The 19,707-nt window shown below is 68.7% G+C and carries 14 protein-coding genes; 13 read left to right on the top strand and 1 reads right to left on the bottom strand.

Annotation, left to right across the window (positions count from 1 at the left end; all coding sequences use genetic code 11):
* The first annotated feature begins 84 nt into the window (after positions 1-84).
* From ngcE to ABZ532_RS19880, 10 genes are all read left to right on the top strand, one after another.
* A complete protein-coding gene (ngcE, locus tag ABZ532_RS19835) occupies positions 85-1,536 on the top strand; it encodes an N-acetylglucosamine/diacetylchitobiose ABC transporter substrate-binding protein (RefSeq protein ID WP_361284935.1) in 1,452 nt (483 codons plus the stop codon).
* Between the two features lie 106 nt (positions 1,537-1,642).
* Complete coding sequence (locus ABZ532_RS19840) at positions 1,643-2,566, top strand: sugar ABC transporter permease (RefSeq protein WP_361284938.1); 924 nt, start codon at positions 1,643-1,645, stop codon at positions 2,564-2,566.
* A gap of 1 nt (position 2,567) precedes the next feature.
* Complete coding sequence (locus ABZ532_RS19845; RefSeq protein WP_361284941.1) at positions 2,568-3,518, top strand: carbohydrate ABC transporter permease; 951 nt, start codon at positions 2,568-2,570, stop codon at positions 3,516-3,518.
* 268 nt (positions 3,519-3,786) lie between these two features.
* Positions 3,787-5,004 carry an ROK family transcriptional regulator gene (locus ABZ532_RS19850; protein ID WP_361284944.1) on the top strand — a complete coding sequence of 406 codons (1,218 nt, stop codon included), beginning with the start codon at positions 3,787-3,789 and terminating at the stop codon, positions 5,002-5,004.
* A 119-nt stretch (positions 5,005-5,123) separates the two neighbouring features.
* Positions 5,124-6,236, top strand: a complete 1,113-nt coding sequence (locus ABZ532_RS19855; protein WP_361284947.1) for a substrate-binding domain-containing protein — start codon at positions 5,124-5,126, stop codon at positions 6,234-6,236.
* Positions 6,237-6,475: 239 nt separating this feature from the next.
* Positions 6,476-7,264: an ATP-binding cassette domain-containing protein gene (locus tag ABZ532_RS19860; protein ID WP_361284950.1), complete on the top strand. Its 789-nt coding sequence runs from the start codon at positions 6,476-6,478 to the stop codon at positions 7,262-7,264.
* Entirely contained in the window at positions 7,261-8,556 is a 1,296-nt protein-coding gene (locus ABZ532_RS19865; protein WP_361284953.1) for a sugar ABC transporter permease, read from the top strand. The genes ABZ532_RS19860 and ABZ532_RS19865 overlap by 4 nt, the downstream gene beginning before the upstream one ends.
* A gap of 225 nt (positions 8,557-8,781) precedes the next feature.
* The gene (dxs, locus tag ABZ532_RS19870; RefSeq protein ID WP_361284956.1) at positions 8,782-10,704 is read left to right on the top strand and encodes a 1-deoxy-D-xylulose-5-phosphate synthase; all 1,923 of its coding nucleotides are present in this window, start codon (positions 8,782-8,784) and stop codon (positions 10,702-10,704) included.
* A gap of 137 nt (positions 10,705-10,841) precedes the next feature.
* Positions 10,842-12,353, top strand: coding sequence for an amino acid permease (locus ABZ532_RS19875; RefSeq protein WP_361284959.1), 1,512 nt, complete (start codon positions 10,842-10,844; stop codon positions 12,351-12,353).
* A gap of 198 nt (positions 12,354-12,551) precedes the next feature.
* Positions 12,552-13,721, top strand: coding sequence for a hypothetical protein (locus ABZ532_RS19880; RefSeq protein WP_361284962.1), 1,170 nt, complete (start codon positions 12,552-12,554; stop codon positions 13,719-13,721).
* 72 nt (positions 13,722-13,793) lie between these two features.
* Here ABZ532_RS19880 and ABZ532_RS19885 read toward each other — a convergent pair whose 3' ends face one another.
* Positions 13,794-14,735, bottom strand: coding sequence for a hypothetical protein (locus ABZ532_RS19885; RefSeq protein ID WP_361284965.1), 942 nt, complete (start codon positions 14,733-14,735; stop codon positions 13,794-13,796).
* Between the two features lie 561 nt (positions 14,736-15,296).
* On the opposite strand from ABZ532_RS19885, the gene ABZ532_RS19890 reads away from it, so the two are divergent.
* From ABZ532_RS19890 to ABZ532_RS19900, 3 genes are read left to right on the top strand one after another with little or no spacing between them, the layout of a single operon-like run.
* On the top strand, positions 15,297-17,516 hold the full coding sequence (locus ABZ532_RS19890) for a cache and HAMP domain-containing protein (protein WP_361284968.1): 2,220 nt from the start codon (positions 15,297-15,299) through the stop codon (positions 17,514-17,516).
* Positions 17,517-17,521: 5 nt separating this feature from the next.
* A complete protein-coding gene (gene pgsB, locus ABZ532_RS19895; RefSeq protein WP_361284971.1) occupies positions 17,522-19,210 on the top strand; it encodes a poly-gamma-glutamate synthase PgsB in 1,689 nt (562 codons plus the stop codon).
* A complete protein-coding gene (locus tag ABZ532_RS19900; protein ID WP_361284974.1) occupies positions 19,207-19,689 on the top strand; it encodes a poly-gamma-glutamate biosynthesis protein PgsC/CapC in 483 nt (160 codons plus the stop codon). The genes pgsB and ABZ532_RS19900 overlap by 4 nt, the downstream gene beginning before the upstream one ends.
* The last annotated feature ends 18 nt before the right edge of the window (positions 19,690-19,707 follow it).

Genomic DNA, 19,707 nt, shown 5'->3' on the forward strand with positions numbered 1-19,707 from the left:
CCGCGGTGGCGGGGCCCTTCGCTCAGACGATGAGACGGGCGACCGGTACACCGCCTGAGTCCTGGAGAAGGCGAGGACTTGAGCATGGGATCCACCTCCGGCCACCCGAACGGCGGTTTCGACCGCCGCGATCTGATCAAACGCTCTGCGGCACTCGGCCTGGTAGCCCTTCCGGCGATGGGCCTGCTGTCGGCCTGCGCGAGCGGCGCCGGCGGTGCCGGCGGCTCCAAGGTCGAGAAGGGCAAGGTCACCAAGGTCAACCCGCTCGGCGTCAACGAGACCGCCCCCCTCGAGGTGGTCATCTTCGACGGCGGCTTCGGCCAGCAGTACGCCGTCGACGCGGAGAAGAAGTACAACGCGGCCTTCCCGAAGGCCCCCCAGGTCACCCACAAGGCCACCCAGAAGATCCAGTCCGAGCTCCAGCCCCGGTTCAACGGCGGCACCCCACCCGACCTCATCGACAACTCCGGCGCCGAGCAGATGGACATGGGCGTGCTCGTCGGCAAGAAGCAGCTCGCCGACCTCACCCCGTTGCTCGACGCACCCTCGTTCGACAACCCGGCCAAGAAGGTCCGCGACACCCTGCGCCCCGGCATCGTCGAGATGGGCCAGTTCGACGGCGCGCCCGTGTGGATCCTCTACTACGCCTACACCGTCTACGGCGTCTGGTACTCGCAGACCGCGCTGGACAGGCTCGACGCGCAGTACCCCGAGACCTGGGACGACATGCTCGCCCTGTGCGAGAAGGCGAAGAAGCAGGGCATCGCCGGCTGGACCTACGCCGGCAAGCACCCGTACTACCTGCCGTTCTCGCTCTACCCGTTCATCGCCAAGATCGGTGGCCGGGATGTGCTGGACTCCATCGACAACCTGGAGCCCAACGCCTGGAAGCATCCGGCCGTCAAGGCCGCGTTCGAGGCCTACTACGAGCTCTACAAGAAGGGCTACATCCTCAAGGGCACCCCGGGCCTGGACCACATCCAGTCCCAGACCGCCTGGACCAAGGGCAAGGCGCTGTTCATCCCCAACGGCTCGTGGGTGGAGAACGAGGCTGCCAGCACCATGCCGAAGGACTTCAACCTCGCCGTCGCCGCGCCGTCCGGCCTCGACGCATCGGACAAGATGCCGTTCGGCACCATCTGGGCCTCAGGGGGTGAACCCTTCATCGTCCCGGCGAAGGCGAAGAACGTCGAGGGAGGCATGGAGCAGCTGCGCATCATGCTCAGCGAGGCGTCGTCGAGGAACTTCACCCAGCAGGTCAAGTCGCTCACCGCGTTCAACGGCGGCACCGACGGAATCGAGCTGACACCGGGTCTGAAATCGGGTGTCGCGGCGCTCGCGACGGCCGGTGAGAACGTTGTCAACCCGCGCCTCCAGGACTGGTACGTCAAGCTCCAGAAGGAGCAGATCGGCGTGGCGGGCCTCGGCGAGATGATGGCCGGACGGCTCACCCCCGCCGAGGCGATCAGCAAGATCCAGGGATACGCCGACAAGGCGGCCCAGGACTCGTCCATCAAGAAGTACAAGCACCAGTGAGCGACCCGTGCTCCCGGGGGCGTGACCAGGGGTACGACCTGGGGTGCGCCCCCGGAAGCACGCGGCACCAGCGGCGGCACAGTCCGGAGGATCGGGGTCGGTAACCATGCAGCACGGCAAGTACCGCTTCATCGTGGGGTTCCTGGCGGCCCCCCTGGCGCTGTACGCGCTCTTCGTCATCTGGCCGTTCGTCCAGTCCATCTTCTACTCCTTCACGGACTGGACCGGTCTGAGCCCGGACTTCACCATGGTCGGCTTCGACAACTACGCCCGGCTGTGGGACGACGAGGTCTTCTGGAAGTCGCTCCAGCACAGCCTGCTGTTCGCGCTGCTGCTTCCGGTGGTGACCATCGGCCTCGCCCTGTTCTTCGCCTTCATGATCAATGTCGGCGGGCGGCACCGGAGGGGAGCCGCGGTCTCCGGAGTGCGGGGCTCCTCCTTCTACAAGATCGCCTACTTCTTCCCTCAGGTGCTGTCGATCGCGATCGTCGCCCTGCTCTTCCAGTTCGCGTACAACCCCGAGAGCGGGGCGATCAACTCCGCACTCATGGCGGTCGGCCTCGACGGTGTCCAGCCGCTGTGGCTGGGCGACCCGGACCTCGCCCTGTGGTGTGTGATGGCCGTCCTCGTCTGGTCCACGGTCGGCTTCTTCGTGGTCCTGTTCTCGGCGGGCATGGCCTCCATCCCGAGGGACTTCTACGAGGCGGCACTGCTGGACGGCGCGAGCCGGATCACCACCTTCTTCCGCATCACCCTGCCGCTGCTGTGGGACACCATCCAGTCGGGCTGGGTCTACATGGGCATCCTCGCGCTCGGCGCGGAGTCCTTCGCGGTGGTGCAGATCATGACCACGGGGCCGGGCGGCCCCGACTACTCGACCACGGTGATGGTGCTGTACGTGTACCAGTCGGCGTTCCGCGACGGTGCGGCGGCCTACGCGACCACGATCGGCGTCGCCCTGCTGGTCGTCACGCTGGCGTTCGCCGCCGCCGTGATGAAGCTGGGCCGGCGCGAGCGCCTGGAGTACTGACATGAAGACCACCGAAACCTCGGAATCCTCTGCCGCCGGCGCCGCAGGCTCGGCCCTGCCGCAGGTGGTGAAGACCGGCCGGCCCGGTCACCCCGGCACGCACCCGAAGCGGAAGCGGCGAGGCGGCGAGGGCAGGGTCCTCAACGTCTTCTCGCACGGCATGCTGATCGTGTGGGCCTTCATGGTCGTCATGCCACTGCTGTGGGCCGTGATGACCTCCTTCAAGGACGACAACGCGATCTTCAGCTCACCGTGGTCGCTGCCCGATCGGCTCCACTTCGAGAACTGGTCCCGGGCCTGGAGCCAGGCCCATATGAGCGACTACTTCCTGAACACCGTGCTGGTGGTCGCCGGCTCCCTCGCGGGCACCCTGCTGCTCGGTTCGATGGCGGCGTATGTCCTCGCCCGGTTCGACTTCCCGGGCAACCGCTTCATCTACTTCCTCTTCATCGGGGGAATGAGCTTCCCGATCATGCTGGCGCTGGTCCCGCTGTTCTACGTGATGAACAACATCCAGCTCCTGAACACGATCCACGGTCTGATCCTGGTGTACATCGCGTACTCGCTGCCGTTCACCGTGTTCTTCCTGACCGCCTTCTTCCGCACCCTGCCGACCTCGGTGGCGGAGGCTGCCCTGATCGACGGGGCCTCGCACACCCGGACGTTCTTCCAGGTCATGCTGCCCATGGCCAAGCCCGGACTGATCAGCGTGGGGATCTTCAACTTCCTGGGGCAGTGGAACCAGTACATGCTGCCGACGGTGCTGAACACCGATCAGGACCAGAAGGTGCTCTCCCAGGGCCTGGTGCAGCTGGCCGTCAGCCAGGGGTACAAGGGCGACTGGTCGGGCCTGTTCGCGGGCCTGGTGATGGCGATGCTGCCGGTGCTGGCCGCGTATGTCGTCTTCCAGCGGCAGGTGGTCGCGGGGCTGACGGCGGGGGCGCTGAAGTAGCCTGCCCCGTCCGTCCGCCGCCCCGAGGCAGACGGACGGGGGCCTCTCCCCGCCGGGCACTCCCTCCGGCGCCCGCCCTCTCCCCGCCGGGCACTCCCTCCGGCGCCCGCCCGTGGACGGGGGCTCACTCCACACGCCGCCCGCCCGCGCGCGGGGGCCCACTCCATCCGGCGGCCGTCCGTGCGCGCTCAGGTCTTGACGGGGGGCGGCCCTAAAGGCTCCCCTTAGAGTTCACATGTTGGAGTAATGAGCGGGAGTGTGTGGGTCGATGGAGACTCCGGGTTCGCAGACATCTCTGCATCGGGCCAATCTTGAGCGGGTCGTACGTGCCGTGCGTATGGCCGGTTCGCTCACCCAGGCCGAGATCGCGAGAGCGACCGGTCTGTCCGCCGCCACGGTCTCCAACATCGTTCGTGAGCTGAAGGACGGCGGCACGGTCGAGGTGACCCCGACCTCGGCGGGCGGGCGGCGGGCCCGGAGCGTCTCGCTGAGCGGGGACGCCGGGATCGTGATCGGCGTGGACTTCGGGCACACCCATCTGCGGGTCGCCGTGGGCAACCTCGCGCACCAGGTGCTGGCGGAGGAGTCCGAGCCACTCGATGTCGATGCCTCGTCCGAGCAGGGCTTCGGACGGGCGGAAGTGCTGGTCAAACGGCTGATCGCGAGCACCGGGATCGGTGAGGACAAGGTGATCGGGGTCGGGCTCGGTGTGCCGGGGCCGATAGACGTCGAGTCCGGGACGCTGGGCTCGACCTCGATCCTGCCGGGCTGGACCGGGATAAACCCCAGCGAGGAGCTCGCGCGGCGGCTGGGTGTGCCCGTGTACGTCGACAACGACGCCAATCTCGGTGCGCTCGGAGAGCTGGTCTGGGGGAGCGGCCGGGGAGTCAAGGACCTCGCCTACATCAAGGTGGCGAGCGGTGTGGGCGCGGGGCTGGTCATTAACGGCCAGATCTACCGGGGACCGGGCGGTACGGCCGGCGAGATCGGGCATATCACGCTGGACGAGTCGGGCCCTGTCTGCCGCTGCGGCAACCGGGGCTGCCTGGAGACCTTCGCGTCCGCCCGGTATGTGCTTCCGCTGCTCCAGCCCAGCCACGGCCAGGACTTGACGATGGACCGGGTCGTCCAGCTCGCCCGCGAGGGCGATCCGGGCTGCCGCAGGGTGATCGCCGACGTGGGCCGGCACATCGGCAGCGGGGTGGCGAACCTGTGCAATCTGCTCAATCCGTCCAGGGTGGTGCTGGGCGGAAATCTCGCCGAAGCGGGAGAATTGGTGCTTGCGCCGATCAGGGAGTCGGTCTCCCGATACGCGATTCCCAGCGCGGCTCGCCAGCTCTCCGTACTGCCCGGGGCGCTCGGCAGTCGGGCCGAGGTGCTGGGGGCGCTGGCACTCGTGCTCAGCGAGATGGGTGATTCGACACTTCTGGATGGATCCGCCGGGTCTGGCGGTGCGCTTCTCGCCGGGGCGCCCGCCTTCACTTAGATAACGAATGGCACCGTTGTCATCTCGTTAAGGATTTACTCCTTGACGACGGCGAGGCGCCCGAGTTGACTTCCAGCCACCTCGGCCGCGCGACGCGGCCTCGTCAGGGAGGTTTCTAAATGAACACGCAGATGCGTCGTGCCGCCGTGGCTGTCGCCGCCACCGCCATGGCCGTGTCCCTCGCCGCCTGTGGCAGCGCGAAGGAGTCCGGTGAGAACGCCAACAGCGCCGGCGAGAAGAAGGGCGACGACCTCAAGATCGGTCTCCTCCTCCCGGAGAACCAGACCGCCCGCTACGAGAAGTTCGACAAGCCGCTCATCGAGAAGAAGATCAGCGAGCTCACCAGCGGCAAGGCCGAGGTCGTCTACGCGAACGCCAAGCAGGACGCGACGCTCCAGACCCAGCAGGTCGAGACGATGATCACCAACAAGGTGGACGCGCTGATCATCGACGCGGTCGACTCCAAGGCGATCGCCGGCAGCGTGAAGAAGGCCAAGGAGGCCGGTATTCCGGTCGTCGCCTTCGACCGCCTCGCCGAGGGCCCGATCGACGCGTACACCTCCTTCGACAACGAAGAGGTCGGCCACGTCCAGGGCAAGGCGCTCCTGGACGCGCTGGGCGACAAGGCCAAGAGCGGCCAGATCGTCATGATGAACGGCGCCATCACCGACCCGAACGCCGCCCTCTTCAAGAAGGGCGCGAAGGCCGAGCTCGAGGGCAAGGTCAACATCGGCAAGGAGTACGACACCAAGGAGTGGAAGCCCGAGAACGCCAACGCCAACATGGAGGCCGCGATCTCGGCCCTCGGCAAGGAAAAGATCATCGGCGTCTACTCCGCGAACGACGGCATGGCGGGCGGCATCATCACCGCCCTGAAGGCGGGCGGCTTCACCAAGCTTCCGCCGGTCACCGGCCAGGACGCCGAGCTTGCCGGTGTGCAGCGGATCGTCGCGGGCGAGCAGTTCATGAGCGTCTACAAGCCGTACGCGCCGGAGGCCGCCGCCGCCGCCGAGATGGCCGTGAAGCTCGCCAAGGGTGAGAAGCTCGGGAGCGTGGAGACCGCTCGGGTCGACAGCCCCACCAACAGCGGCATCCCCGCGGTGCTCGTCCCGGTCGTCTCGCTGACCAAGGACAACATCAAGGACACCGTGGTCAAGGACGGCGTCTACACCATCGACGAGATCTGCGCCGGGAAGTACAAGGCCGCGTGTGACGCGGCCGGCCTGAAGTAGGTCCCACGGGAGTCCCGGCCAGGGACCTGGATCCGCCAGCGTCCAGGCCAGGGACCCCAGGGACCGCCGGAAGCCTGTCCGGTGCCCCGCCCCAGTCCAGCCCCGCTTTCGGGGCGGGGCACCGGACAGAAACGCTTCTGCTCGCTTCCGGCTTCCGACAACTCGATTCTGCTCGACCCACCGCACCACCTGGCCGCTGCCGGGGGCGCGGCAGCACCGCCGGTCAGGCGGCGAAGGAGATGGTTCACGTGTTCGCTACGCCCGTGCTGGCGTTGCGCGGGGTCTCCAAGCGGTTCGGTGCCGTCCAGGCGCTCACCGACGTAGAGCTTGAGGTCCACTCCGGCGAGGTGGTCGCCCTCGTAGGTGACAACGGCGCCGGTAAGTCCACGCTGGTCAAGACGATCGCAGGGGTGCACCCCATCGATGACGGCGTCATCGAGTGGGAGGGCCGGCCCGTGGCGATCGACAAGCCGCACGACGCCCAGAACCTGGGCATCGCGACCGTCTACCAGGACCTCGCGCTGTGCGACAACATCGACGTCGTCGGCAACCTCTACCTCGGTCGGGAGCTGCGCAAGCGCGGTGTCCTCGACGAGGTCGAGATGGAGCGCCGCTCCCGTGAGCTGCTGAGCACGCTGTCGATCCGCATCCCCAGCGTCCGTATCCCGATCGCCTCGCTCTCGGGTGGTCAGCGCCAGACCGTGGCCATCGCCCGCTCGATGCTCGGCCAGCCCAAGCTCGTGATCCTCGACGAGCCCACCGCCGCACTCGGTGTCGAGCAGACCGCCCAGGTGCTCGACCTCGTGGAGCGGCTGCGTGAGCGCGGCCACGCGGTCATCCTCATCAGCCACAACATGGCCGATGTGAAGGCTGTCGCGGACAAGGTGGCCGTGCTCCGGCTCGGCCGGAACAACGGCGTCTTCGACGTCAAGTCCACCTCGCAGGAAGAGATCATCTCCGCCATCACCGGCGCCACGGACAACGCCGTGACCCGTCGTGCGGCGCGCACCACGGAGGCGCAGAAGTGAGCATCGACAAGACCTCCGCCCAGGGTGTCGGCGGACACCAGGTAGTGAACCCGGACGCCGCGCACGACGCGGTCACCGCGGTCGACCCCCGGCTGCTGGTACGCGAGCAGGGCATCGCGGGCTACCTCTCGGAGTTCAAGCGCAAGCTGCACGCCGGAGACCTGGGCTCCATCCCGGTCGTGATCGGCCTGATCATCATCGCCGTGGTCTTCCAGAGCCTGAACTCCGAGTTCCTCTCCGCGAAGAACATCTCGGACATCGCCGTGACCATGGTGGGCACGGGCACGATGGCCGTGGGCATCATCTTCGTGCTGCTCCTCGGCGAGATCGACCTCTCGGTCGGCTCGGTCAGCGGTGTCTCGGGAGCGATCGTCGCAGTCATGGCCGTGACGCACGGGATGAACGAATGGCTCGCGGTCTTCGTGGCCCTCGCCAGCGGCGCCGCGATCGGCGCGCTCCACGGCTTCTTCTTCGCGAAGATCGGTGCTCCGGCATTCGCCGTGACGCTCGCCGGTCTGCTGTTCTGGCTGGGCTTCATGCTCCAGCTCCTCGGCGACCAGGGCACTGTCAACCTTGACAGCGAGGGCGCCGTCGGCCAGCTGACCACGTACTTCTTCTCCGACATCGCGGCCGGCTACGGACTGGCGACCGCCGCGGTCGTGGTGTTCTTCGTGACGTCCTTCGTGGGCAACCGCCGCCGTGAGGCCGTCGGCGTCCCGTCCCGGCCGCTGTCCGACGTCGTGCTGCGCACGGTGCTGCTGGCCGTCATCGCCTTCGGGGCGGCGTTCATGTTCAACCAGTACAAGGGCCTGCCGCTGGCGTTCGTCCTGTTCCTCGCCATTCTGGTGATCACGGACTTCGTACTCCGCCGCACCGCCTACGGCCGCAAGATCTTCGCGCTCGGCGGCAGCGTCGAAGCCGCCCGACGGGCCGGCATCAACGTCGCCGCGGTCCGGATCTCGGTCTTCGCCCTCTCCGGCTTCTTCGCGGCGGTCGGCGGCCTGTTCTGGGCCTCCAAGATCGCGGCGGCCAACCAGAGCGCTGGTACGGGCGACCTGCTGATGAACGTCATCGCCGCGGCCGTCATCGGCGGCACCAGCCTCTTCGGTGGACGCGGCCGGACCTGGAACGCGCTCCTCGGCGCCCTGGTGATCGTCGCGATCCAGTACGGCCTCGCGCTCGAGGGCATCAGGACCCCGGTGGTCTACATGATCACCGGCGGTGTGCTGCTCGCCACCGTCGTGATCGACTCGGTCACGCGCAAGACGCAGAAGACCGCGGGCCGCGCGTAACGCGGCTCACACAGTGCCCGGCACCGGAACTGGTGCCGGGCACTTCCGCGTGTTCATCCACGGGCGCGGGTAGCGATAGCCCGTCCGTGACCCGGCTCACCCGTCCGGGGACAGGCTCACCGATGGAAGGACGCGCAACACACCGCCCGATGACTGCCGCCGAGGGCGGAACACTAGACTCGGCGGATCGGCATGCTCGACCAGCTCACACGCAAGGAGGCACGGGTGGCATTGCTTACCCGTATCAAGGGACCTCGGGATCTGGACCGGCTCAGCCCGGAGCAGCTCGACCAGCTGGCCGCAGAGATCCGGACGTTTCTCGTCGACGCCGTGTCCAAGACCGGCGGTCACCTCGGCCCCAACCTCGGTGTGGTCGAACTGACCATCGCCCTGCACAGGGTCTTCGAGTCCCCGAGGGACAAGGTCCTCTGGGACACGGGCCACCAGAGCTATGTGCACAAGCTGCTGACCGGCCGCCAGGACTTCTCGAAGCTCAAGATGAAGGGCGGCCTCTCCGGCTACCCGGCACGCTCCGAGTCCGAGCACGACGTCATCGAGAACTCGCACGCGTCGACGGTGCTCGGCTGGGCCGACGGTCTCGCCAAGGCCAACGAGGTCCTGAAGAAGGACGACCACGTCGTCGCCGTGATCGGCGACGGCGCCCTCACGGGAGGCATGGCCTGGGAGGCGCTGAACAACATCGCGGACGCGAAGGACCGTCCGCTCGTCATCGTCGTCAACGACAACGAGCGGTCCTACGCCCCGACCATCGGCGGCCTGGCCAACCACCTGGCGACGCTGCGCACCACCGACGGCTACGAGCGCTTCCTCGCCCGCGGCAAGGAGATCCTCGAGCGCACCCCCGTCCTCGGCAGGCCGCTCTACGAGACCCTGCACGGCGCCAAGAAGGGCCTCAAGGACTTCATCGCCCCGCAGGGCATGTTCGAGGACCTGGGCCTGAAGTACGTCGGCCCGATCGACGGTCATGACATCGCCGCCCTGGAGTCCGCGCTCACGCGGGCCAAGCGGTTCGGCGGCCCGGTCATCGTGCACTGCCTCACCGAGAAGGGCCGCGGCTACCAGCCGGCCCTCCAGGACGAGGCGGACCGCTTCCACGCAGTCGGCAAGATCCACCCCGACACCGGTCTGCCGATCGCCAGTTCCGGACTGGACTGGACGTCCGTCTTCGGCGAGGAGATGGTCGCGCTCGGAAAGGAGCGCGAGGACATCGTCGCGATCACCGCAGCGATGCTCCAGCCAGTCGGCCTGGACAAGTTCGCCAAGGCGTTCCCCGAACGGGTCTATGACGTCGGCATCGCCGAGCAGCACGGCGCGGTCTCCGCGGCGGGTCTCGCCACCGGTGGTCTGCACCCGGTCTTCGCGGTCTACGCGACCTTCCTGAACCGCGCCTTCGACCAGGTGCTGATGGATGTGGCGCTGCACAAGTGCGGGGTGACCTTCGTGCTGGACCGCGCGGGCGTCACCGGCACGGACGGCGCCTCGCACAACGGCATGTGGGACATGTCGATCCTCCAGGTCGTCCCGGGACTGCGGATCGCCGCTCCGCGCGACGCCGACCAGGTGCGCGCCCAGCTGCGTGAGGCCGTCGAGGTCGAGGACGCGCCCACGGTGGTGCGTTTCTCCAAGGGCGCGGTCGGCCCCGCGGTCCAGGCCGTGGGGCGGGTCGGTGGCATGGACGTGCTGCGCGAGCCGCGCGCCGAGCGCCCCGACGTGCTGCTGGTCTCGGTCGGCGCGCTCGCCCCGATGTCGCTCGAGATCGCGGATCTGCTCGACAAGCAGGGCATCTCCACGACCGTCGTCGACCCGCGCTGGGTCAAGCCGGTCGACGAGGCACTCGCCCCGCTCGCCGAGAAGCACCGGGTCGTGGTCACCGTCGAGGACAACATCCGGGTGGGCGGTGTGGGCGCCGCCGTCTCCCAGGCGCTGCGTGACGCGGGCGTCGACCTGCCGCTGCGGGACTTCGGTATCCCGCCCCGCTTCCTCGACCACGCCTCCCGCAAGGAGGTGCTGGCCGAGATCGGTCTGACCGCCCCGGACATCGCCCGCCAGGTCACCGGCCTGGTCGCCAGGCTCGACGGGCGCCTCGACGAGGACCCGGTCGAGACGCGCGAGCCCGCCCGCGACTGACGCCGGAAGGTTGGGCCGGTCGGACCACCCGAAAGGGGTTCGACCGGCCCTTTCGTGTGAAACGGCGCATCAGCGCGGGCGAGGGTCCGTACCCCTCTCGATCATGGGCATACAGCCATGGGTACGGAGGTACGCCGGTGAGTACGGATCAGAAGTCGCCAGATCCCGGATTGTTTCGGACGAAAACGGTCGAGCAGTCGATCCGGGACACCGAGGAGCCTGAGCACGCGCTCAAGAAATCCCTCTCCGCCTGGGATCTGACCGTCTTCGGTGTCGGCGTCATCATCGGCACGGGCATCTTCGTGCTCACGGGCAAGGTGGCCAAGGAGAACGCAGGCCCGGCCACCGCGCTCGCCTTTGTCGTCGCCGGTGTCGTGTGCGCGCTGGCCGCCCTCTGCTACGCGGAGTTCGCCTCCACCGTCCCGGTGGCCGGTTCGGCGTACACGTTCGCGTACGCCTCGCTCGGCGAGCTCGTGGCCTGGATCATCGGCTGGGACCTGGTGCTGGAGTTCGCCCTGGGGACGGCGGTGGTGGCGGTCGGCTGGTCCGGCTATGTGCGCTCGCTGATCGACAACGCCGGCTGGCATCTACCAGCGGTACTGGAAGGGCCCGACGTGCCGGGCGGCACCTTCGACATCCTCGCCTTCCTGCTGGTGCTCGTGCTGACGGTGATCCTCGTCGTCGGCATGAAGCTGTCCGCCCGGATCACCGCGATCGTGGTGGCCATCAAGGTGACCGTGGTCATGATCGTGATCATCGCGGGCCTGTTCTTCATCGTGGGGGACAACTACAAGCCGTTCATCCCGCCGTCGCAGGTCCCGCCCGGAGGGATCTCGGGCTGGGACGCGCCGCTGGTCCAGCTGTTGTTCGGCTATGAACCGAGCAACTTCGGTGTCATGGGCATCTTCACCGCCGCGTCCGTCGTCTTCTTCGCCTTCATCGGCTTCGACGTGGTGGCCACCGCCGCCGAGGAGACCAAGAACCCGCAGCGCGACATGCCGCGGGGCATCATCGGTTCGCTGCTCATCTGTACCGTGCTGTACGTCGCCGTCTCGATCGTGGTCACCGGGATGCAGCACTACAGCCAGCTTTCGGTGAGCGCGCCACTGGCCGATGCCTTCAAGTCCGTCGGGCACCCGTTCTACGCCGGGATCATCAGTTTCGGTGCCGCCGTCGGTCTCACCACCGTGTGTCTGATCCTGCTGCTGGGCCAGACCCGGGTGTTCTTCGCCATGAGCCGTGACGGGCTGCTGCCGCGCTTCTTCTCGATCACCCACCCGCGGTTCCGCACCCCGTACCGCCCGACCATCCTGCTCGGTGTGATCATCGCCATCGTCGCCGGCTTCACCAGCATCAACGAGCTCGCGACCCTGGTGAACATCGGAACCCTCTTCGCCTTCGTGCTCGTGGCCATCGGCGTGATCGTCCTGCGCCGCACCCGCCCCGACCTGCCCCGTTCGTTCCGCACGCCCTGGGTGCCGATGCTGCCGATCGTCTCGGTCGCGGCCACCGTGTGGCTGATGCTCAACCTTCCGGGTGAGACCTGGTTCCGGTTCGCTGTCTGGATGGTGATCGGAGTGGCCGTGTACTTCCTCTACGGCCGCCGCCACAGCCGCCTCGGCAAGGAGGGCAGGGACGCCAGGTTCTAGGTGCACTGGTCACGAGGGTTGCTGACACTCGTGACCAGTACACGTGGACCGCTCACCGGTCCCGAGACCGGGCCCTCACCGGACCGGTGACCGGGCCCTCACCGGACCGGTGATCGCCGCGAATCGCGGGCTTCGCCAGGTGTTATCGTCACGTGAATCACGCGCCCGCACGGCGCTTGGGAAAGGTGGCAACGGGCGATGGCACTGCGGTCGGTGCGAGGGTCGAAGCGGCGCACGGGCGAGACCCGAGAACCCGGGAACCAGTCGCGCCGCAGCGGCCGCACGGTCGACTCGTCGCTGTCGCTGCCGACCGACGCCTCGCTGCCGCCGACCGCCGACTGGCTGCTGCGCGGCAAGGACGGCCGGCTCACCGCCTACGCGCCGGGTGCCGACTGCGTCCTGCGCTGGACAGAGACGCAGGCCGGTGCGGACGACTGGATCGGGCCCGAGCGGTTCCCGGCGCCCGGCATCCTGCCCTACCTGGCGATCGCCCAGGGTTCCGACGGGTACGTCCAGCTCGTCGGGCTGCGCCGTACGCCGCTGGCGGGCGGCCAGGTCGCCACGGATGTCGTGCAGGCCATCCAGTACCAGTCCGGCCGCCCCATGCGGGAGTGGTACGCCCTGGGCACCCCCTACCAGGACCGCGAGCTCGCGGCGCGCATAGGTCTTCCGGCAGCCGTGGTCGACGCTGAGGGCTCCCTGCACGTCTTCGTGCGCAACGCGGGCGGCGGCGTCTGCGGGCGGGCCCAGGTGCCGAACGGCAAGTGGAACAAATGGGCGGACTTCAAGGGCAGCGACATGCTCGGCGTGCCCTCTGCCTCGCTCACCGACCACGGGCACATGGAGGTCCTCGCGCCGACCGCCGAGATCGTCATGCGCTGGGTCCAGGAGACCCCTGGCGTGAAGTTCCAGCGCGCCGACGATGTCAAGAACCGCGTCGCCGAGAGCTCGATGAGCTCCGAGCGCACCGGCCGGGAGCGGCTGAGCCACGCGTGGCGTGACGCCGCCACGGGGGCGGTGCATGTGTGGCGCGAGGGGATGACCCCGGTTTCCCTGGGCGGCGACGGCGGTACGGGGCCGGTCGCGATGCTGCGCACCCCGGTGGACGGTGTCGACTGCACGATCCTGGCCCAGCGCGGCAAGGACGGGCGGGCGGCCCTCGCCGCGTACCCGACGGAGGACGAGTCGGCGGGCGCGGCGTGGACCAGCACCGGCGACCCGTGCGTCGGCGTCCCCGCGCTCGCGATCGACGGCAACGGCCGGGTGGTGCTGGCGGCACTGGGCGCGGACGGCTCGCTGCGTGTGACGCGGCAGAAGGCGGAGTCCGGCCTGGCGATGGAGCCCTGGACGGTCATCCGCACCAGCTGAGAGGGCTCGCAGCCTCCGGGCCGCGCTCCGGGTGACTCCTGAACGCGGCGGCACCCGGAGCCTGGGCCCGGCTCACTCCTGCGTGCGGCCCTCCGACCAGTCCGCGATGACGGTGTTGATCGCCTCGACCGCCCTGGTCGCGTCCTCGGTCGACCTCCGGACGCTGTTGCTGAACTCGACATGGAGGAACGGCACGTCCTCCTTCTCGGCCTTGCGCCCCTGGACGTTGCTGCGGCCTTCGAGCGGACAGTCCCGGGTCCAGGCCCTGCACACCGCGAAATCGCGAGCGCGAAGGGCGTCGGCGAGGGTACGGCCCTCCCGCTGGGCCTGTGCTCCGCTGCCCGCGGAGGCGATGACGTCGTATCCGCGAGCCGAGTCGTCCGCGTAGCCGTGCAGCTGGATGGCGGGCAGTCCGCGCTCGGTGAGTTCCGCGCAGATCGCGTCGAAGACGCTGTCGGTGCGGTGCGCCACATCGGCCGCGTCGCCGTTTCCGGCCCTGCGGTGGGCACCGGCGACCACCAGCACGCCCCCCGGGGTGCCGCGCAGCACGCGTACGCCGAGGTCCTCGGTGCGCTGGTCGGCCACCGGGTGCGGCACCTGTACGGACCAGCGCGCGGGTGTCGTGAGGTCGACGTAGACCCGTCCCCAGCCCCGGGGGGCCGGTGAGTCCTCCGAGCGGTCGGAGATCTCCGCGTACCGCCGTCCCGAGACGCTGTCGGTGAGGGTGCGGATGGTGAAGTCCACGTCGCCGAGTGTCTTCTCGGCCTGGGCGCGCTGTCCGTCGAGGAGCTGGGCCACGCCCTGGGCGACGATCCGCCGGTCACGGCTGCCCGGTCTGCGGTAGCCGCTGTCCTCGCCGAAACGCGAGGTGTAGTCCGTGACGCGCTGGCCGAGATTCACCGGCCCGTCGGCACTGCGGTTGGTGTCGTCGGTGCCCGGCCGCGTACTCTCTGTCGAGCCGGGGCCATGGATCAGACTCATCAGGAGCCCGGTGAGTGCGGCGGCAACCGCCACGGCGACAGTGATAGTTGCCGCAATTGTTACCGTCTTGGTCCGGTTAGTGGTCATAGCTGTATAAAGATATCCAGGTGATGAAACGTTTTTCGCGCTGGTCGCTGTTGCCCGTGTTGCCGGGCGGCGTCGCACCCGAGCCGTTGCCGGGAGCTGCCCGCCACGGCCGTGCGGCGTCCAGGCGGCCGTCGGTGCGGCGGTGCGCGGAGGGCGTACTGCTCGGTCCTGGTGAGGGTATGGGCACGCCGGTGTCGCGGGAGTGGCCTCCGGACTGATTGCCCGCCCGGCCCCTGGTGGCCTTGATCACATTCCCCGAATTCGTACAACTCAAGTTCCCTTGCACCGGTCTGATGTGTGGCTCGCACAGCAGTGCGCAGTACGCCGCGTGCTCACCCACCCCTGATCTGTTACGGGTGCGGCTGATGTTCGTCCCGTTGCGATGGTTTCCAGGAGAGGAGCCCCGCCTTGGCCGCTTCGCCCACGAAGCGGCGGCATAAGGTCCGCCGAAGGGCTGACATGTCCCTGTTGGGTGGCATACGTCCACCTATAGCAGTCTTGTCAGTTTTGCTTCTTGTCCTGGCGGGCATCACCGCCCTCTCCCTGGGTCGCGTCACCAACGAGCGCGTCCCCAAAGCCGTTCTGACCTCCCAGCAGCACTTCGCCGAGGACGGCGCCATCGCCCTGCGCGCCTCCATCGACGAGAGCGTGACCGACCTCACGCGCACGGCAGGACTTTTCAACGCCGGCGACCCCGTGTCGGCCGACTCCGTACTCGACAAGATCGGCAACGTCTACCAGAAGTGGCTCGGCACCGCCGTCGTCGAGATCAAGTCGGGCAAACTGCTCGCCGCCCGCGGCGAGAACGTGCCGCTGACTGCGATCGACCGAGGCAAGCTCGGCGACGAGAACGGCCTCACCCCCCGGCTGGTCCGCCTCCAGAACGGCGAGACCCGTCTGCTCGCCCTCGCCGTGCTGAACTGGCCGGGTGAGTCCCAGAAGCTGCTGGTCGCCTCCAGCGGACTGAAGGTCCCCGGCGTCAGCCTCGGCAACTCCCGCGCCATCGCGGTCATCGATCAGCAGGGGCAGGTGCTGAGCCAGGACGGCATCCCCGAGCTCGAGCAGGCCAAGACCCAGGCCAAGCGCAAGGAGATCACCAACTCCGGCAAGCAGCTCAAGGCGCTCGCCGCGACCGCTGCCGTCAAGGCCGACGAGCACCCGCTCAAGGCCAAGGAGCCCGGCTCCGGAGGCTTCCCGGGGGTCAGCGGTAGCCTCATCGGCGAGCGCTACCTCGACGACCGCGCCATCGCCGGTTACGCGACCCTCGCCGGTGCCCAGGCCGGTGAGTCGACCGCTGCCACCGGGCTCGGGCTGCGTGTCGTCGCCATGGTCGGTGTCACCGAGGACACCACCGCGGTCAGCAAGCCGGTCTTCGGCCTGCTCGCGGCGGGTGCGCTGCTCGCCATCGGCGGCCTCACCGTGGCCGTGCTGATCGGCACCGTGCAGCGCCCGCTGATCCGGCTCTTCCTGGAGAGCCGCCGCCTCACCCGCGGCGATCTCACCCGCCAGGTCACCTCGCCCAGGTACGGCGAGGGTGCGCGGATCGGCGCCGCGCTGGAGCTGCTGCGCCGCCAGCTCATCGGCGAGCCGGCCGAGCCACCGGCGCGCCGCCGGACCCGGCTCAGCGCCCGTACGCTGCTCGTCGTCTGCGGAGTGCTGCTGCTGGCCTGGTGCGCCCCGCTCATGCTGCTGTTCAACCGCGCTGGTGACTCGGTCTCCGTGCCGAAGCAGATCGTCCGCGACCAGCGCGAGCGCACCGACACCCTCAACGACCGGGTGCGCCGGGGCCTCAACGAGGGCCACGCGGACCTCGCGTCGGTCGCCGCGCTCATCGGCGAGCAGACCGAACCCGCCGCCATGACCAAGGTCCTCCAGCGCACGATGTCCGAGCACCCGCGGTACGACTCGCTCTACGTCCTCGACGCGGGCGGCAGCGTCCTCGCCAGGACCGGTACGGAGCCGCACAACCCGGCGGGCAAGGGCCCGTCCACCAAGGAGCCCATCCGGCTGCTCGGCGACCAGGGCAAGGAGCCGGTGGTCGTCGGAACGGCCGAGATCTCGGGCCGCAAGGGTGCTGCCGTGGTCGGCGAGTTCCGCATCGAGTTCCTGAACTCGCTGGTCACGCGTCCGGGGCTCGGCGTGGTCCGCGTCGTCGACGCGAAGTCCAGGGTCATCGCGGGCAACAGCGGCTTCCTGGCCTTCCAGGACCTGCCGAACAACCGGCTCACATCCCTGGTGGAGCGGGTCAACAAGCAGTCCGCCGACGCCAAGGGCGCCAAGAACGCCAAGGGTTCCAAGGAGGACGACCTGGACCCCAGGGCCATCCGGTACAGCGACGGAGGCACCGTCCAGATCGCCGCCGCGGCCCCCTTCGACGGCGGTGGCGCGGCCAAGTCCCTCGGGTGGACGGTCGTGAGCTGGCAGCCGGCGTCCGGACTCGCGATCCCCGAATACAACCTCCAGAACCGCACGGTGCTCGCGGGTCTGCTCGGCGTCACGGCGGCTACCGCCTGCCTGGGCTGGCTCTACATCATCGTCGTACGCCCGTTGCGCGCCCTTGTCGGCCAGGCGGAGGCACTGGCGGACGGCGACCGCCGCACCGTTCTGTACCCCCGTCACCACGACGAGGTCGGCGCCGTCGTCCGCAGCTTCGAGCTGATCCGGCAGCAGCTGCCGGTCCAGCAGCGCAAGCGCGACGGCAAGACGTCCCTCGCCGGAAGGAACTGACCACCGTGCTCTTCCTCTACACCGTGCTGGTGGTGTGCAGCGGCATCCTGCTGATCGCGGGGATCGTCGAGCAGCGCAGGCACTTCGTCAACCTGGAGAACATCCCGACCCGGGTCCTGGTCAACGGGATCCGCGGCAAGTCCTCCATCACCCGGCTCTGCGCCGGGGCGCTGCGCGGCGGCGGTCTGACCACGGTAGCCAAGACCACCGGCACGGCCGCCCGCTTCATCCACCCCGATGCCACCGAGGAGCCGGTCTACCGCAAGTTCGGCATCGCCAACGTCGTCGAGCAGATCGGTATCGTCCGCCGCGCGGCCGCGTACAACCCGGACGCGCTGGTCATGGAGTGCATGGCGGTCATGCCCGCCCTCCAGGAGATCAACCAGTCCAAGCTGATCCGCTCCACGATCGGCGTGCTGTGCAACGTCCGTGAGGACCATGTCGCCGAGATGGGCCCGACCCTGGACGACATCGGCCGCTCGCTCTCCCGTTCGATGCCGCACGGCGGTATCTGCGTCACCGCTGAGAAGGACCGCTTCCACGTCCTCCAGGAAGAGGCGGACAAGCGCGACTGCAAGCTGATCTACGCGGACCCCGAGATGGTCACCGACGAGGAGCTGCGCGGCTTCAGCTGGTTCACCTTCAAGGAGAACGTGGCGATCGCGCTGGTCGTCGCCGATCTGCTCGGTGTGGAGCGCAAGACCGCGCTCCAGGGCATGTACGACGCGCCCCCGGACCCCGGTGTCCTCTCCGTCGAGCGGTATGTCACGGAGGACGACAAGAAGCTGCGCTTCGCCAACGTCTTCGCGGCCAACGACCCCGAGTCGACGCTGATGAACATCAACCAGCTGCTCGACCTCGGTGCGATCAGCCGCCCGCTGAACGTGGTCATCAACTGCCGCCCCGACCGCGTCGAGCGCAACGGCCAGATGGGCCAGATCGTGCCCGACCTTCAGCCGGACAAGGTGTTCGTCATCGGTCACCCGGCCAAGAGCGCCATCGACGCGATTCCCGCCGAGTGGCGCGACCGCGCCGTCGACCTGGGCGGCGACGGGCGCGACGGCGAGGAGTTCATGCACGAGCTCCTCGGCCACCTCGGCCCCGACTCGTCCCTCGTCGCCATCGGCAACATCCACGGGCAGGGCGAGGTGCTCCTCGAGCACCTCGCCGAGCTCCCCGCCGACGAGAGCGCGGCTCCCACCCCGCAGCAGCCGGCTCCTGCCCAGGAAGCGGCGGAGGAAGGCCCGGCGGCTCAGGTCGTGGAGCACATCGACACGATGCAGCTGTACGCCCCCCACCTGGACCCGTACCAGCAGTACTCGGAGGCGTACGAGAGCCGCTACGGCCAGCGGCCGCACGTGCCCGCACAGCGCGGCGGCGTGCCCTACGGCCCCCCGCAGGGCGCGGCGCCCTACGGAGGGCCGAACGCGGGCGGGTACCAGGGCGCGGCCCACGACGGGGGGCACTACGGCGGAGCCGGTCACCACGACACGGCCCACCACGATGCCGTCCAGCGCGACGCCGGTTACGGCGAAGCGGCCTACGACCCGGCCGGGCACCACGGTGGACACCAGAGCGATGTGACCCAGCACGACAGGGCCCGCGGGATGTTCGAGCCCCGCGTGGCCCCGACATCCCCCGCGCCCCCCACCGACGAAACCAACCAGTGGTACAGCTCAGGAGAGCCCCGTTGATCCCCTCCGTCCTCACCCCCGAGATCGCCGCGGTCGGCATCGCCCTCGGGCTGCTCTTCTCACTGATCTGCTACCTGACGACCAATCTGTCGCCCGGCGGCATGATCACCCCCGGCTGGCTGGCGCTCACACTGGTGGAGGACCTCCAGCGCGCCGCGATGGTGGTCGCCGTCACGGTCCTCACCTACGTCTGCACCCTGGTGCTCCAGCGCTACGTGATCCTCTACGGCAAGCGGCTGTTCGCCGCCGTGGTGCTCACCGGTGTGATGCTCCAGGCCACGGTGATGATCGTGCTGTCGCTCGAGTTCCCGCTGATGTACAGCAACCAGACCCTCGGCTTCATCGTCCCCGGCCTGATCGCCTACCAGCTCGTGCGCCAGCCCAAGGGCGCCACGATGATGGCCACCGGCTCGGTGACGCTCATGGCCTATGTCGTCCTCACCGCCGGGATCCTCCTCGGCTTCATGCCGTCCGCCTGACCGCCCACCGGAGCCGAT

Source organism: Streptomyces sp. NPDC019396 (assembly GCF_040632375.1).
Lineage (GTDB): Bacteria > Actinomycetota > Actinomycetes > Streptomycetales > Streptomycetaceae > Streptomyces.

What these genes read in the sequence shown, in the direction of transcription:
- ABZ532_RS19860 (WP_361284950.1), top strand. Translation starts at nt 6,476, where the DNA reads ATGGTTCACGTGTTCGCTACGCCCGTGCTGGCGTTGCGCGGGGTCTCC.
- ABZ532_RS19855 (WP_361284947.1), top strand. Translation starts at nt 5,124, where the DNA reads ATGAACACGCAGATGCGTCGTGCCGCCGTGGCTGTCGCCGCCACCGCC.
- ngcE (WP_361284935.1), top strand. Translation starts at nt 85, where the DNA reads ATGGGATCCACCTCCGGCCACCCGAACGGCGGTTTCGACCGCCGCGAT.
- ABZ532_RS19845 (WP_361284941.1), top strand. Translation starts at nt 2,568, where the DNA reads ATGAAGACCACCGAAACCTCGGAATCCTCTGCCGCCGGCGCCGCAGGC.
- ABZ532_RS19850 (WP_361284944.1), top strand. Translation starts at nt 3,787, where the DNA reads ATGGAGACTCCGGGTTCGCAGACATCTCTGCATCGGGCCAATCTTGAG.
- ABZ532_RS19840 (WP_361284938.1), top strand. Translation starts at nt 1,643, where the DNA reads ATGCAGCACGGCAAGTACCGCTTCATCGTGGGGTTCCTGGCGGCCCCC.
- ABZ532_RS19880 (WP_361284962.1), top strand. Translation starts at nt 12,552, where the DNA reads ATGGCACTGCGGTCGGTGCGAGGGTCGAAGCGGCGCACGGGCGAGACC.